General features: G+C 63.1%; 14 protein-coding genes and 1 riboswitch. Of the genes, 4 read left to right on the forward strand and 10 right to left on the reverse strand.

The genetic code is table 11. The features are described 5' to 3' along the window. The 5 genes from A477_RS23145 to A477_RS0120515 form a co-directional block, all read right to left on the reverse strand. Positions 1–84, reverse strand: an 84-nt coding sequence (locus tag A477_RS23145) for a serine dehydratase beta chain (RefSeq protein WP_157367140.1), incomplete at its 3' end; no start/stop codon positions are given. A 212-nt stretch (positions 85–296) separates the two neighbouring features. Then, positions 297–683, reverse strand: coding sequence for a glycine cleavage system protein GcvH (gcvH, locus tag A477_RS0120500; RefSeq protein ID WP_017200721.1), 387 nt, complete (start codon positions 681–683; stop codon positions 297–299). A gap of 273 nt (positions 684–956) precedes the next feature. Further along, positions 957–2,105 carry a glycine cleavage system aminomethyltransferase GcvT gene (gcvT, locus tag A477_RS0120505; RefSeq protein ID WP_017200722.1) on the reverse strand — a complete coding sequence of 383 codons (1,149 nt, stop codon included), beginning with the start codon at positions 2,103–2,105 and terminating at the stop codon, positions 957–959. 9 nt (positions 2,106–2,114) lie between these two features. Further along, a complete protein-coding gene (gcvP, locus tag A477_RS0120510; protein WP_017200723.1) occupies positions 2,115–4,961 on the reverse strand; it encodes an aminomethyl-transferring glycine dehydrogenase in 2,847 nt (948 codons plus the stop codon). Between the two features lie 179 nt (positions 4,962–5,140). Further along, positions 5,141–5,238: riboswitch (glycine riboswitch) on the reverse strand. 94 nt (positions 5,239–5,332) lie between these two features. Beyond that, positions 5,333–5,872: a TetR/AcrR family transcriptional regulator gene (locus tag A477_RS0120515; protein ID WP_017200724.1), complete on the reverse strand. Its 540-nt coding sequence runs from the start codon at positions 5,870–5,872 to the stop codon at positions 5,333–5,335. A gap of 72 nt (positions 5,873–5,944) precedes the next feature. Here A477_RS0120515 and A477_RS0120520 point away from each other — a divergent pair, with 72 nt between their 5' ends. Then, on the forward strand, positions 5,945–7,495 hold the full coding sequence (locus tag A477_RS0120520) for an MFS transporter (protein ID WP_017200725.1): 1,551 nt from the start codon (positions 5,945–5,947) through the stop codon (positions 7,493–7,495). 47 nt (positions 7,496–7,542) lie between these two features. Here the strand turns inward: A477_RS0120520 and A477_RS0120525 are convergent, their stop codons facing one another. After that, a complete protein-coding gene (locus tag A477_RS0120525) occupies positions 7,543–8,202 on the reverse strand; it encodes a cyclodeaminase/cyclohydrolase family protein (protein WP_017200726.1) in 660 nt (219 codons plus the stop codon). A 90-nt stretch (positions 8,203–8,292) separates the two neighbouring features. On the opposite strand from A477_RS0120525, the gene A477_RS0120530 reads away from it, so the two are divergent. Then, a complete protein-coding gene (locus A477_RS0120530) occupies positions 8,293–9,516 on the forward strand; it encodes an amidohydrolase (RefSeq protein WP_017200727.1) in 1,224 nt (407 codons plus the stop codon). Positions 9,517–9,624: 108 nt separating this feature from the next. Here A477_RS0120530 and A477_RS0120535 read toward each other — a convergent pair whose 3' ends face one another. After that, positions 9,625–9,837 (reverse strand): hypothetical protein, encoded by a 213-nt coding sequence (locus A477_RS0120535; RefSeq protein ID WP_017200728.1) that lies wholly within the window; start codon positions 9,835–9,837, stop codon positions 9,625–9,627. An 84-nt stretch (positions 9,838–9,921) separates the two neighbouring features. Continuing rightward, entirely contained in the window at positions 9,922–10,923 is a 1,002-nt protein-coding gene (locus A477_RS0120540) for an NAD(P)/FAD-dependent oxidoreductase (RefSeq protein ID WP_020372860.1), read from the reverse strand. 109 nt (positions 10,924–11,032) lie between these two features. On the opposite strand from A477_RS0120540, the gene A477_RS0120545 reads away from it, so the two are divergent. Next, positions 11,033–11,614 carry a helix-turn-helix domain-containing protein gene (locus tag A477_RS0120545; RefSeq protein WP_026005806.1) on the forward strand — a complete coding sequence of 194 codons (582 nt, stop codon included), beginning with the start codon at positions 11,033–11,035 and terminating at the stop codon, positions 11,612–11,614. A gap of 2 nt (positions 11,615–11,616) precedes the next feature. On the opposite strand, the gene A477_RS22640 is transcribed toward A477_RS0120545, so the two are convergent. Beyond that, entirely contained in the window at positions 11,617–11,919 is a 303-nt protein-coding gene (locus A477_RS22640) for a helix-turn-helix domain-containing protein (protein ID WP_017200730.1), read from the reverse strand. A gap of 67 nt (positions 11,920–11,986) precedes the next feature. On the opposite strand from A477_RS22640, the gene map reads away from it, so the two are divergent. Continuing rightward, the gene (map, locus tag A477_RS0120550; RefSeq protein WP_017200731.1) at positions 11,987–12,766 is read left to right on the forward strand and encodes a type I methionyl aminopeptidase; all 780 of its coding nucleotides are present in this window, start codon (positions 11,987–11,989) and stop codon (positions 12,764–12,766) included. On the opposite strand, the gene A477_RS22645 is transcribed toward map, so the two are convergent. Then, positions 12,759–14,144: an HNH endonuclease gene (locus tag A477_RS22645; RefSeq protein WP_083848087.1), complete on the reverse strand. Its 1,386-nt coding sequence runs from the start codon at positions 14,142–14,144 to the stop codon at positions 12,759–12,761. The two genes, map and A477_RS22645, sit on opposite strands and share 8 nt — an antisense overlap. Positions 14,145–14,200: the final 56 nt, after the last annotated feature.

The following is a 14,200-nucleotide window of genomic DNA, read 5'->3' on the forward strand; positions in this document are numbered from 1 at the left end:
CGCAGCAGCCCGCATCGGCCCCACAGTATGCGAACTCGACGGGCCAATACCCACAGAAAACAAATCGAAAACACCAACAGCCATGGTCGGGATTCCTTAACAAAGCTTGAAAACGGTCCGGCAGATGGTCCTGCCGGAGGGCCGCCCCCTGCTTATGGCGGAGGTCGACCGAAGCACGACGCCGGATGGCCCCCAAAGGCGGCAACCCGGCGTCGCAATTTTATTCAGTTCTACAATCCCACGCTACGCCACTGCATGCTTGAGCCCCCGAATCGGACGGGGTCGCGGGGTGAGATTCAGGAGAGGTCTCCGCCATTCTTGGAGGCGTATTCCTCGGCCGAGAGCAGCGGGCCCTCGGACTCAGCAGTAACCTTGAACAACCAACCGGCGCCGTAGGGGTCGTTGTTGATCAGGGCGGGGTCGGAAACAACGGCGTCGTTGATCTCCGTAACCTCACCGGTAACGGGTGAGTACAGGTCCGAAACCGACTTGGTGGACTCGACCTCGCCACAGGTCTCGCCTGCAGTAACTGTCGAACCGACCTCGGGAAGGTCAACGTACACAATGTCACCCAGTGCGTCAGTGGCAACTTCGGAGATACCAACGGACACCGAGTTCCCGTCTCCGCGGGAAACCCACTCGTGTTCGTCGGAGTACTGAAGTTCGGGCGCTACTTTGGGCATTCTGTTTCCTTACTGTGGTGATCAAAAACTATGGCTGGTGGGCTGCGCGGACAGGCACTCATGCGGCAGGTTGCCGCTCCCCCAGCACCTTAGCGGCTCGAGGGGCGCCAGAGCGGCCGCGCGTCCTGGTGAGGTGCGCAGCCCCATCGGGCCGGTATCCGGAAGCGGGCGTCTAAGGGAGCCTCGCGTCCGCCCAGCGGGCGCTCAGGCGGGCGAGCCCGCGGAGGATGGCGGACCCGACGGGCCAAGGCGACCCGGCGGGACGATCCCCGCTTACCTTTGGCGCTTGTAGAACGGCAGTGCGACGACTTCGAACGGCTCAGACTTGCCCCGCAGATCAATGTCCAAGGCAGTTCCAAGCTCTGAATGCTCGACGTCGACATATGCCAACGCTACCGGGTAGCCCAGCGTCGGGCTGGGCTGACCGGAGGTCACTTCGCCGACCACCGCGCCGTCCTTGAGGACCGGGTAGTGGCCGCGTCCGGCCCTGCGGCCCAGCCCTTTGAGGCCAACGAGTTTGCGGCCGCTGGTGGATCCGGCTCCGCCGGCCTTGAGGGCAGCGAGGGCCTCTTTGCCTACGAAGTCGCCTTCCTTGGACAGCGCCACCACGGGGCCGAGTCCTGCCGCGAAGGGGTTGCCTTGGCGGGAGAGTTCGTTGCCGTAAAGGGGCATGCCGGCTTCGAGGCGGAGTGAGTCGCGGGCGGCGAGGCCGGCCGGGGTCAGCTCGCCTTCTTCAGCAGCGTTGGCGATGGCCTGCCAGAGTGCTGCTGCGGAGTCATTCGCTACGAAGATTTCGAAGCCGTCTTCGCCGGTGTACCCGGTGCGGGCCAGCAGCAGGTCCTGCGTGCCGCCGTCGAATGTGAACGGAACTTCAACCGCCGCGTAGTACTTGAGGTCGGTTACCAGGGCGTGCTGTTCGGCCGGGACCAGACGGAGGAGGATGGCCTCAGCAAGCGGCCCCTGAACAGCGATCAGCGAAGTCTCAGCGGAAGCATCTTCAACAACCACGTCGAATCCTGCAGCGCGCTCCAGCAGCGCGGAGGCAACAACCTTGGCATTACCGGCATTCGGAACCACCAGGAATTTGTCGGTGCCTTCCTGGTGGGAGGGGCGACGGTAGGTGATGAGGTCGTCGATGATGCCGCCGTCTTCCTGGCAGATCAGCGAGTACTTGGCCTTTCCGACTGCCATGGCAGAGATCTTGCCCACCAGGGCGTAGTCCAGGAAGGCAGCAGCCTCGGGCCCGGTGACCCAGGCTTCACCCATGTGGGAGAGGTCGAACAGGCCCGAGGTCTTGCGGACAGCGTGGTGCTCAGCCAACTCCGAGGAGTACTTGAGCGGCATTTGCCAGCCACCAAAGTCGGTAAAGGACGCGCCGAGCTTCTTGTGCTCTTCATAAAGGGCTGTGTAGTTCTCAGTCATGACCAGTCCTTAGTTTTCGAAGTCTTCGATCGGCGGGCAGGAGCACACAAGATTCCGGTCACCGGCGGCGCCGTCAATGCGGCCGACTGGCGGGAAGTACTTGTCCTGCTTGAGGTGGTGGACCGGGAAGGCGGCCTGCTCACGCGGGTACGCGCGGTCCCACTCAGAAGTTACGACGGCGGCAGCAGTGTGCGGTGCCTTGCGCAGCGGCGAGTTCTCGACAGTGAAATCACCGTGGGCTACCTGGTCGATTTCCTTGCGGATGGTGATCATGGCTTCGATGAAGCGGTCGATTTCAACGAGGTCTTCGGACTCCGTGGGCTCCACCATCAAGGTCCCGGCAACCGGGAAGGCAAGGGTGGGAGCGTGGAAACCAAAGTCGATCAGGCGCTTGGCCACGTCCTCGGCGGTGACGCCGGTCTTGGCCGTCAGTTCGCGGAGGTCCAGGATGCACTCGTGGGCCACGAGTCCGCCTTCGCCCGTGTAGAGGACCGGGAAGTGCTCGTTGAGGCGGGAAGCGATGTAGTTCGCGGCCAGCAACGCCGATTTGGTTGCTTCGGTGAGGCCTTGGCCACCCATGAGCTTCACGTAAGCCCAGGAGATCGACAGGACACCTGCGGAACCGAAACGCGACGCCGAAATCGGGACGTCGTTGCCTTCGGTCCAGGAGGCTGCGTCACCCGGCATGAACGGTGCGAGGTGTGCCTTTGCAGCTACGGGGCCCACACCCGGACCGCCGCCACCGTGGGGGATGCAGAACGTCTTGTGCAGGTTCAGGTGGGAGACGTCGCCGCCGAACTTACCCGGCTGTGCAAGGCCGACCAGGGCGTTGAGGTTGGCGCCGTCGATGTAGACCTGGCCGCCGGCCTCGTGGATGGCGTCGCAGACTTCGCGGACGTCGGCGTCGTACACACCGTGAGTGGACGGGTAGGTGATCATGATGGCCGAGAGCGCGTCCCGGTTGGCCTCGATCTTGTTCTTGAGGTCAACATGGTCGATGGTTCCGTCAGGAGCCGTGGCCACAACCACCACCTTCATGCCCGCCAGCACTGCCGAGGCAGCGTTGGTGCCATGGGCGGAAGCGGGGATCAGGCAGACGTTGCGTTGCTCATCTCCGCGCGACAAGTGGTAGCCGCGGATGGCCAGCAGGCCGGCGAGCTCACCCTGGGAACCGGCATTCGGCTGGATGGAGACCTGGTCGTAGCCGGTGATCTCGGTCAGCTGGGATTCGAGGTCGGTGATGAGCTCGCGCCAGCCCTCAGTCTGGGAATCCGGTGCGAACGGGTGGATGGAGGCGAACTCCGGCCAGGAAATGGCTTCCATCTCAGCCGTGGCGTTCAGCTTCATGGTGCAGGAACCCAGCGGAATCATGGTGCGATCCAGTGCGAGGTCCCGGTCCGAGAGCTTACGGATGTAGCGAAGGAGCTGGGTTTCGGAGCGGTGGGTGTTAAACACCGGGTGCTGCATGAAGTCGCTAGTACGCTCAACGGAAGCCTCGAGCGCGAAGCCTTCAGCGGACTCAACTACAGGAGCGCCAAAGACGCCTGCAACGTCGGCGACAACCGCAGTCGTCGTGGTCTCATCAACAGAGATGCCAACCGTGTCAGCGTCGATGCCGCGGAGATTGATGCCCTTGGCCTCGGCAGCGGCCACGATCTCGGTAGCCTTACCGGGAATGCGGACGGTGATGGTGTCGAAGAAGGAACCGTGAAGGACTTCGACGCCGGCAGCCTTCAGGGAGGCTGCAAGGGTACGGGCGTGACCGTGGGCGGTTTCGGCGATGGCCTTGAGGCCTTCGGGGCCGTGGTAGACGGCGTACATCGAGGCCACGATGGCGAGCAGCGCCTGCGCGGTGCAGATGTTGGACGTCGCCTTCTCGCGACGGATGTGCTGCTCGCGGGTCTGCAGCGCCAGGCGGTAGGCGGGGACACCGGCGTCGTCCTTGGAAACGCCCACCAGACGGCCGGGCATGGAACGCTCAAGACCTTTTTGGACCGCCATGTAGGCAGCGTGTGGGCCACCGAAGAAGAGCGGAACGCCCAAGCGCTGGGCGGAACCAACGGCGATGTCGGCGCCCTGCTCGCCCGGAGGGGTGATGAGGGTCAGGGACAGGAGGTCGGCAGCAACGGTTACCAGCGCACCGCGCTCTTTGGCGTCGGCAATCACGGCAGAGTGGTCGAACACGCGGCCGGAAACGCCAGGCTGCTGCAGGACGACGCCATTGATGGCGCCTTCCGGGAGGCCCAAGGAAAGGTCAGCGACCTCGACTTCAAAGCCGAGCGCCTCGGCACGGCCCTTGACGATGGCAATTGTCTGCGGAAGGCAGTCAGCGTCGAGGACGGTCTTGCCATCCTGGACCGCCTTGTTCTTGTTGGCGCGGCGCATCATGAGGACGGCTTCGGCCACTGCAGTTGCTTCATCCAGTAGGGACGCGTTGGCGATCGGCAGCCCAACGAGGTCCTGGACCATGGTCTGGAAGTTCAGGAGTGCCTCAAGGCGGCCCTGGGAGATTTCCGGCTGGTAGGGGGTGTACGCGGTGTACCAGGCCGGGGATTCGAGGATGTTCCGGCGGATCACGGGCGGCGTCACGGTGTCGTAGTAGCCCTGGCCGATCATCTGAACGGCTGTTTTGTTCTTGGCCGCGAGCTTGCGCAGCTCGGCCAGAACTTCAACCTCACTCAGCGCGTTCTGCAGGGTGAGGGCTACATCCTGGCGGATGTCGTTCGGGACGGCGGTGTCGACCAGCGAATCAACAGTGTCGTAGCCGACGGACTTGAGCATGGTCTCAATATCGGCCTGGCGGCGGGCGCCGATATGCCGATCGACGAAGGTGGTGGAGGCAGAACTAACCGTCACGAAGGAACTCCATTACTTGGGCAGCGTTTGGGTACGCCACAGCGGCTGGGTTCCTCCCCGCTCTGTATTGGACCTGAGAGTTTCCGCGCGTTGCGTGAACAACCATCGCTTGCACCGTCGGTGAGCACAGCACTCCTTGCCCGAAGGTGGGCTGGGTGCCTGCTGCTTTCCAGAGTTGCCTAGCCGCGGCGGTGCGTGGGCCTGAGAGATTCCTGGGGAGGGTTTGCTCCTACGGCGCCTGCATCACTTGCTTGCAGGACTCTCCCGCCGCAGATCAAAAGGCATGTTCAGTTGTGTATGGGCGCCGTGTAGGGCACGCCACGAGGGTTAATTGTCCTACGTGCCGGGCCGTGCAGCAAATGGATGAACCGCTACTTCCGCAATCGCTTGAGGACTCCCAGCAGGATTTCGACGTCGGCCTCCCGCCCGGCGTTGCCGCCCTCCTGACCGCCTTCAAAAATCGCGTTGAAATATAGGCCATCGCCCATGTAACTGACGGCCTTGGCAACTTCCGGTCCGACGTCCTCAGCCAGCACGTCCAGCCACTGTTGCTGGATCGCCGCAAACCTGCGGCGGGTTTCTTCGTGGGCCACTTCGGCCAGTCTTGTGGCAGCCACGAAGGCCCGGTCCATGGGCGTATCCGCCCAGAGCGACGAGCGAATGAAGTAGGCGGCTGAACCATCAGGGGCAGCCTTCATCAGTTCGGTATCTTCCTGGGCGAGTAAGTCCAGGCGTTCCAGAAGTGCCGTGATCAACGCTTCCTTATTGGGAAAGTGGTAGAGCAGCCCGCCCTTGGACACGCCTGCCCGCTTGGCAACGGCGTCGAGCGTGGCGGCGCGCTCCCCTACCTCAATAAGGAGGGCTTCGAAGGCATCCAGGACGGCGTCCCGGGCAACTGGTTTTCGTGGCATGTGTCCATCATTCCCTAAAGGCTTACGGGGTTCTATTTGTAACTGTACCGTCTGGACGGTACACTAAATGTCATGTTCTCGCCGTCCTCAACCCAAGCACCCCGGTCCGCTCACCCTGTTAGGGGTCAGGCAGCACCGTGGCGCGACTGGACGGCACTGGCACTCCTGATGTTTCCGGTGCTGCTGGTGGCCGTCGACAACACCGCGCTCACCTTCGCTCTGCCCGAAATCGCCCGCTCCTTGGACGTGGGCGGCATCCAATTGCTGTGGATCGTTGACGCATACCCGCTGGTCCTCGCCGCATTGTTGGTGTCTATGGGCAACCTGGGCGACAGGATCGGACGACGCCGGCTGCTGCTGATCGGCAGCACGGGCTTCGCGGCGGTTTCGGCTGCTACCGCTTTCGCACCTTCCGCTGAATGGCTCATCGCCGGCCGCGCGGGCCTGGGCGTCTTCGGCGCCATGCTGATGCCGTCAACCCTGTCCCTGATCCGGAATATCTTCACTGATCCCAACCGGCGTCGGCTCGCGATCGCCGTCTGGGCCGCCGGTTTCTCCGGTGGTGCCGCTCTGGGTCCGATCTTCGGTGGCTGGCTGGTGGAGCACTTCTGGTGGGGTGCCGTGTTCCTGGTGGCGGCTTTCCTGCTCCTGCCACTCCTGGCTTTTGGCCGGGTGTTGATTCCCGAGTCCAAGGACGCCAATCCTGGCCGGGTGGATGTGCGCAGCATTGTCCTTTCCGTGATCACCATGGCGCCGTTCGTTTACGGCATCAAGGAATTCGCGGTTCACGGTTTCGGGGCGTCCGCGGCCGCCTTCATGGGGTTCGGCGTGGTGATGGGCATGATCTTCGTCCGCCGCCAGCAGCGGATCGAGAGCCCCATGCTGGATGTCTCTTTGTTCAAGAACAAGGTTTTCAGTACCGCCATCGTGGCGAACGTCCTGTCCCTGTTCTCCATGACCGGCTTCATCTACTTCTTCGCCCAGCACTTGCAACTTGTTGAGGGCCAGTCCCCCATGGAGGCCGGCATCGCGATGATTCCCGCCCTGCTGGCAACGGTCATCGCCGGCCTGCTGGTGGTGCCGCTGGTCAAGCGCGTACGACCTGGGTTTGTCGTGGCCGCGGGCCTGACTCTCAGCGGCGTGGGGTACCTGATTGTGGTGGTGGGCGACCACGGCAGCGGACCCGTGTTCCTGTTGTCAGCCCTGACCGTACTCGCAGTTGGCGTTGGTGCCGCGGAGACCATCTCCAACGACCTCATCCTTGCCTCAGTACCAGCCGACAAGTCCGGCGCCGCCTCGGCCATTTCCGAGACCGGCTATGAGTTGGGGTCGCTGTTGGGAACGGCAGTGCTTGGCTCGATCCTCACTGCTTCCTACCAGCACAACCTCGTCATTCCGGACGGTGTATCCACGCAAGCGGCTGGCAAGTCCACCGAAACGCTGGCCGGTGCGGTTGATGCAGCGGCTGCCCTTCCGGCCCCACTGTCGGAGGCACTGACGGTGGCCGCCCGGACAGCTTTCGAGTCCGGTGTCCACATCACTGCGGCGATTGGGCTGGTGCTGATGGCTGGCGCGGCTGTGCTCGCCGCCGTCGTGCTCCGGCGTGTGCCGAAGGCGCAGTAACGGACACAGCGCCGAAGGCGCAGTAACGGGCACGGCGCCGGCTGAAGCTACATAGCTTCGGTCGGCGCCGCTTTATTGTCGACGCCGGCGGTCAGTTCGTCGATCCTGTCGAGGGCGTCGCTGAGCCTGCTGACGGTGTTCCATAGCTCCGGATGCTGTTCCTTGACTTCCTCGAGCGTGGCGCCTGCGGAGGTCAGGGATGCGAGGTCGAAGCTCACGTTGGTTCTGGCTCCGGCTATGGCTGCACGGAGAGCTCCGAAGCCCACCACGACGTCCGCGATCAGCGCTGAATTGCCGTTTGCAGCGAGCCAGCCGAGGTCGTCGACTGCGTCGATGGCCCGCTCGCCCAGAACGGCTGATGCCTTGGCAGCGGCGACGGATGCTTGATGTATTGCGTCGTCGCGTTCCGGGCCGGGGTCGAGGCGGAAGGCAGCGCCGAAAGCATTGGAGGCGGTAGCGTCGTCGTCGGCCAGTTGAAGGGCAATTCGTCGAAGTTCGTGCGCCCGGGAGTGGATGCCGGTCAGTTGTTCGCGCTGGGCCTCCTCCGCCTCGGTATATCCGGCCACCATGGACGTCAACGAGGCCGCGATGGAGAGCATGACCCCGGTCCCGGCACCCCCGCCCGGCGAGCCGGTGGATTCGGCCAAGGCTTTGGTCCATTCCTCAACGGTGGATTGCTGCGTGGTGACTGATTCAGAATCGTTCATGCCATCCAGTGTGCCGGGGCTTCCCAGCCTTTGCAGCTTCGGGCTGGCTACACTGGCCAGACACAGGCGTCGAATGAAAAGGGCAGACTCATGACCATTGACCTCGAAGAGCTTTATAAGGACCTGCACGCCCATCCGGAGTTGTCCTTCCAGGAGACCCGAACAGCCGGGATCGCCGCGGGCTATCTCGAAGATCTTGGCTTCACTGTTCATCGCAACATCGGAAAGACCGGGGTTGTGGGCGTTCTGGACAACGGGCCCGGACCGGTGGTGATGCTCAGGGCCGACATGGATGCCTTGCCGGTCAAGGAAGCAACGGGTCTGGATTATGCAAGCACCGCTGTGGGTGTTGACCATGAGGGCAAGGACATGCCCGTCATGCATGCTTGCGGCCACGACGTGCACGTGAGCTGCCTCGTTGGTGCTGTGGATGTTCTGGCTGCGGAGCGTCATGAGTGGCGGGGCACCCTGATAGCCGTCTTCCAGCCGGCTGAAGAATGGGGCGGCGGGGCCGAAACCATGGTTGCCGACGGGCTGTACGACACAGTGCCCACACCGGATGTCGTCCTGGGCCAACATGTGGCCCCCTTCCCCGCGGGGTGGTTCGGTATCCGTCCCGGCGTCACCATGGCATCCGCTGACTCCCTCAACATCACCTTGCATGGGCGGGGAGGCCACGGATCGCGTCCGGAAACCACCGTTGACCCGGTCTTGATGGCTGCGGCGGCCACTGTGCGGTTGCAGGGTATTGTGTCGCGTGAGCTCGCCGCCAGTGACTCCGCAGTGGTGACTGTTGGACAGATCCACTCTGGCACCAAGAACAACATCATTCCCGAAACGGCAACCTTGGGCCTTAGCGTCCGTACATTCAGTGATGCCACAAGGGAGAAAATCCTCGGCTCAATTGAGCGTATTGCCAACGGGGAATCCACAGCCTCAGGTGCACCCAAGGACCCCGAGATTCATTTCGAAGAGCACTTCCCGCTAACCGTCAACGACCAAGCTGCTACGGAGAGGGTGTCCGCGGCTTTCAGGGCCAGGTTTGGCGAAACCCAGATCATCGACCCAGGACCTGTGTCCGGGAGCGAAGACGTGGGAGCCCTGGCGAAGGCTGCCGGCGCTCCCTTGGTTTTCTGGTTCCTTGGTGGTGCCGAGCCTTCCTTGTTCAAGGAGTGGGCTACAACGGGTCGCCTTCCCGAGGACATTCCATCGAATCACTCGCCGTACTTTGCGCCCGTCATCCAGCCGACGCTGGCGCGCGGAACGGAAGCACTGGTGACGGCTGCCAGGGAATACCTGGCCGCTACGTCGTAGGGCCGGTTCTTACGGCAAGCCACAAAGGAAGGGCGCTGCGAGCGCAGCGCCCTTCCTTTACTTACTTCTGCGATCGGGTCCGGCTTCTTGGATCGGGTCCAGGGACGCCTAGACTTTCTCGCGGATGCGGTCGATCTTCGGTTCGGATACCTCGGATTCCCTGCGACGGCGGGCCAGGAAACTCCATAGCGTTCCTTCCGTCCGTGGACGGCTCTGTGCAGGTTCCTGATCCTTGGGTGCCTCAGGCGTGCGCGCTTCAGGCTTGCGCACGGAGTCCTTCTTCGTGCGCCGCTCGAAGTCGTCATAGTACGCGTAGCACATGTCCAACCTCCTTAGTGGCCGTCCCTTAATCGTCCTCGGACTGCGCCCTCACGTCGATGGTTTTGTGCTTTGTGATCACCTGGCTTAGCGGGCCAGCGCTGTCCGGCGGGCTTCTTCTACAGCCCTTTTGGTCTCCCCCATCATGAGATCGGCATTGATGGCAGCGCCTGCCATCACACCAGCGGCTGCAGAAGCCATCACTTGACCGGTCAGATCCGTGACGTTCCCGGCGGCCCATACTCCGGGTACCGATGTCGCCCCTCCGAGAGGATTCACTTCAACGTGGGTCCCGATGCCCATCGGGTGCTCCACAGTGGGGACGCCCAAGGACTCCAACACACTGGACCTGGCCTCCAAGCGTGGGCCGGTGACAACAGCGTCCACCGGTATCACCGTTTCCGATCCCAGGACCACACCAGTCAACGCGTCGTCGGTTACTTCGAGCCCCCGGACTTTACCGTCCACAACGGTGATGGAGCGGGCTGCCAACTGCTCCCACTGTTCTTCCGTCGGCTCCACAACGTCGTTGAGGAACAAGGTGATGTTGGGACTCCATTGGCGGAACAGCAACGCCTGGTGCAAGGCCATTGGCACTGAACCCAGGATTCCGATCGCTTTGTTCCGGACCTCCCAACCGTGGCAGTACGGGCAGTGCAGGACGTCACGGCCCCAACGTTCCCGGATGCCGTCAATGTCGGGGAGGATATCCAGCAGCCCTGTTGTAACAAGCAAGCGGCGGGCCCTCACTGTTTGGCCATCTGCGAGGTCCACCTCGAAGGTGACCTCGGAACCGTCCGTTGGGTTCGCCGTCGAACGTGCCCCAACCGCCACGCCGGCTACGATGTCCGCCCCGTACTGCAGTGCCTCCGACCGCCCCAGTTCCAACAGTTCTGTGGGATTGATCCCGTCGCGTGACAGGAAACCGTGCACCCCGGCTGCGGGCGCATTCCGCGGCTGGCCGGCGTCGATAACCACGACGGACCGCAAGGCCCTGCCCAAGGTCACAGCAGCACTTAACCCAGCCGCGCCACCTCCCACGACGACGACGTCATACTTCTCGCCCGCTCGGTTGTTCACTGTTTCCATACCCACGATGCCTCCAGCTGTCTCCAACGGCCCTCTGCCGCTCCTTCCATGGTTGGTCAGGATCAACCGAACCGGCAAGCAAGTTTGCCAATATGGCAAACTGGAAGGCATGACTACCGACTTCAGCACCATGCTCGACGCCGTCGGGCCCCGGCTGCGTGCCATGCGGACCCAACGCAACGTGACTCTCGCGGAGGCATCGGAAGCGACGGGTATATCTGTCAGCACGCTCTCGAGGCTGGAATCCGGCCAACGGAAACCAACGCTGGAACTTCTTCTTCCCATTGCCAGGTTGCATCAGGTGCCGCTGGAAGAACTGATTGACGCTCCGGAAACCGGCGATCCCCGCATTCACCTCAAGCCGCATGTTCACGAGTGGGGAACTGCGGTTCCTTTGACCCGCCGCCCCGGGGGCATCCAGGCCTTCAAAATGGTGCTGAAGAGCGGAACCGGAAAAGAGATTCCACAGCCCCAATCCCATGAGGGGTATGACTGGATGTACATCCTCAACGGAAAACTGCGGTTGGTGCTGGGCAAGAATGACTTTGTCCTGAAACCGGGTGAAGTTGCGGAATTTGATACCCGCACACCGCACTGGTTTGCCAGCGCCACCACAGAACCAGTGGAACTGCTAACCCTTTTTGGGCAGCAGGGTGAGCGGCTGCACGTGCGGGCGCGGCCCAAGCGCTGAGGCTATGAGGCCAACGATTCGCGCGCGCTCCGACGCGAGCTGCCTGACTCAACACCTTGATCGGGCCGGTTAATTTCTGCCCACACCTCATCGAGGGAGAGTCCGAGGACATCGGCAATTGCAGCAACGGTAGGGAAAGCCGGTGTAGCAACCCGCCCCGACTCGATCTTTCGGAGCGTCTCAGGCGAGACCCGGGCGTCGAGAGCCGTCTCCAGCATGGAACGCTCACCCCGCGCGCGACGCAAAAGAGCGCCGAGACGTTGTCCACGCTCGGCCTCTGCGGGTGTAAGCGGCAACCTGACCATGGCTCCAATTGTAATACCGGGATAATATGGCCGGGATAGTTATTGGTTTTCACGCGAAAGGCCCCACATGATTGAGATCCTGAGCCGCACAGAACTAGGCCGCGCGAAGGAGGCCGGTGCCCTGGTCGCCAACATTCTGCACGCGCTCAAAGGCCGCGCAACTGTTGGGACAAACCTCCTGGACATAGACCGGTGGGCAAAGAGCATGATCCTGGAAGCCGGGGCCGTTTCCTGCTACGTCGACTACGCCCCTTCCTTCGGCCGCGGGCCGTTCGGCCACTACATCTGCACGGGTGTTAACGATGCCGTCCTGCACGGATTGCCCACGGATTACGAACTTGCCGACGGCGACCTATTGACCCTCGATCTGGCCGTTGTGAAAGACGGAATCGCAGCAGACTCTGCCATCAGCTTCATCGTGGGCGAGTCGAAGCCGCCGGAGAGTGTCGCGATGATCGAAGCAACCGAACGGGCATTGCGCGCAGGCATAGCGGCAGCCCGGCCAGGCGCCCGCATCGGCGACCTCTCCTACGCCATTGGCTCGGTCCTCAGCGAGGCCGGCTACCCCGTCAACACCGAGTTCGGAGGCCACGGCATTGGCTCCACCATGCATCAGGATCCGCATGTACCCAACATGGGACGCCCCGGCCGCGGTTACAAGCTGCGCCCCGGTTTGCTGCTCGCGCTGGAACCATGGGTCATGGCCGACACCGCCCAGCTTGTCACCGACGCCGACGGATGGACGCTCCGCAGCGCGACAGGATGCCGGACCGCACACAGTGAGCACACCATCGCCATCACCAATGACGGAGCAGAAATCCTCACTCTGCCGACGCTCGTCAGTTAAGTTCCGAGAGGGTTGGGTGTTCAACTGGCGACGGGCGTGGTCGTGCAGCAGGTTCGGGGAGCTCCGACGAGGGCACTGAGCCACGGAAGTGTCCGGGCAGGGGCGGGGCTTTGGATTTGTACGTGTGTCCGGTGGGGGTGCTGATTTCCAAGGTGTGGACACCCCCGTGCGCGTCAGCATGTACGGTTTTGCTGGTCCAGCCAGGGTTTTCCTTGGTGTGGTTGCAGGCTTCACACAGCCCTGCACCGTTAGTGAGCGTGGTGGTTCCGCCTGAGCGCCACGGAACCACGTGGTCGATGTGCCGGATGGGCGCATCGCAGTACGGCGTCCGGCAGGTATCGTCGCGGATTTCGATGAAACGCCGCAACCTCGTCGGGAAGAGCCGGGCTTTGGAGTCCATACCCAGAAGCTCGCCACTGGCCGGCGCGGTATAGAGCCGGCGGAGCCAGACAGTGAGCTCCTGGTCCGGCGTTCTCGCCTCATCTTGGCCGGCTTGCCCTGGTCCGGAGGCTGGGTTCGCTATTGTCTGTTCCAGGTTTGCGGCTTGCCCCAGGGTTAGGAGTTCCCTTCCCCATTCTGCGGGGACGATTCCGTAACCCTTGAGCCGGGCCGGTTCACTGTCGCCCTGGAACAGGGTGCGGTCAGTCATGATCACGTCCAGGTTGATCCCGGAGACCCCACCCGGGGTACCGGTGACGCGTTCGACCACAGTGTCGGCCATGACCTGACCACGGGTGCCGGTGCCACCGCTGCAACGGGCCGCATCAGCCGCCCGGCACAGGGCAGCATAAACCGCCACCCCTTGGGCGACCGGCAGCAGCGCGGTCAGGTACGTCATCGCGTCCGGCGCCGGACGCAGACTCACCATCCGCTCGGCGGCAGCACGGCTCGCACGACCAGCCACCGACCGCGGATCCCGCCGATACGCAGCAGCCTTCACCGCCGCAACAATCGCCCGATCGCCCTTCCCGTCAAAAGCCCCGGCATCTGCGGCGAGCTCCTCATCCACCGCGCACCGGTCCTCAACAGACAAACACGCCGTCTCCTTCACCAAAAGCGTGGCCCGCCACTCATTCAACCGCCCCGACTTCAAGGCAGCCAACGTCCGCGGCATCTCCAACACCAACGCCTTCGCCAAACCCAGCAACCGGGACCCACGATTCGGCGACTCCCTCCGCGCCAACGCCACCTGAGCACCCACCCCCTGACCCCGCTCCAAGACAGGAACACCAGCTGCTTCCTGTTCCCGGCGCTGGGCAAGATCAAACGCCACAGCAACCCGCGCCTGCAAAGCCGTAATGGACGACTTCATCTCCTCCAAAACCCGCAACTGCTCAATCAGCCCCGGGCTATCAGTGCCCACGCGGACGGCACCCAGGAGCGAGAGGAGATCGGAAACCCGGGGCCCGCCCGGGGAGCTTCCAACCCCCGGAG

This window comes from Arthrobacter sp. M2012083, assembly GCF_000281065.1.
In the GTDB taxonomy this organism is placed as follows: Bacteria; Actinomycetota; Actinomycetes; order Actinomycetales; family Micrococcaceae; genus Arthrobacter.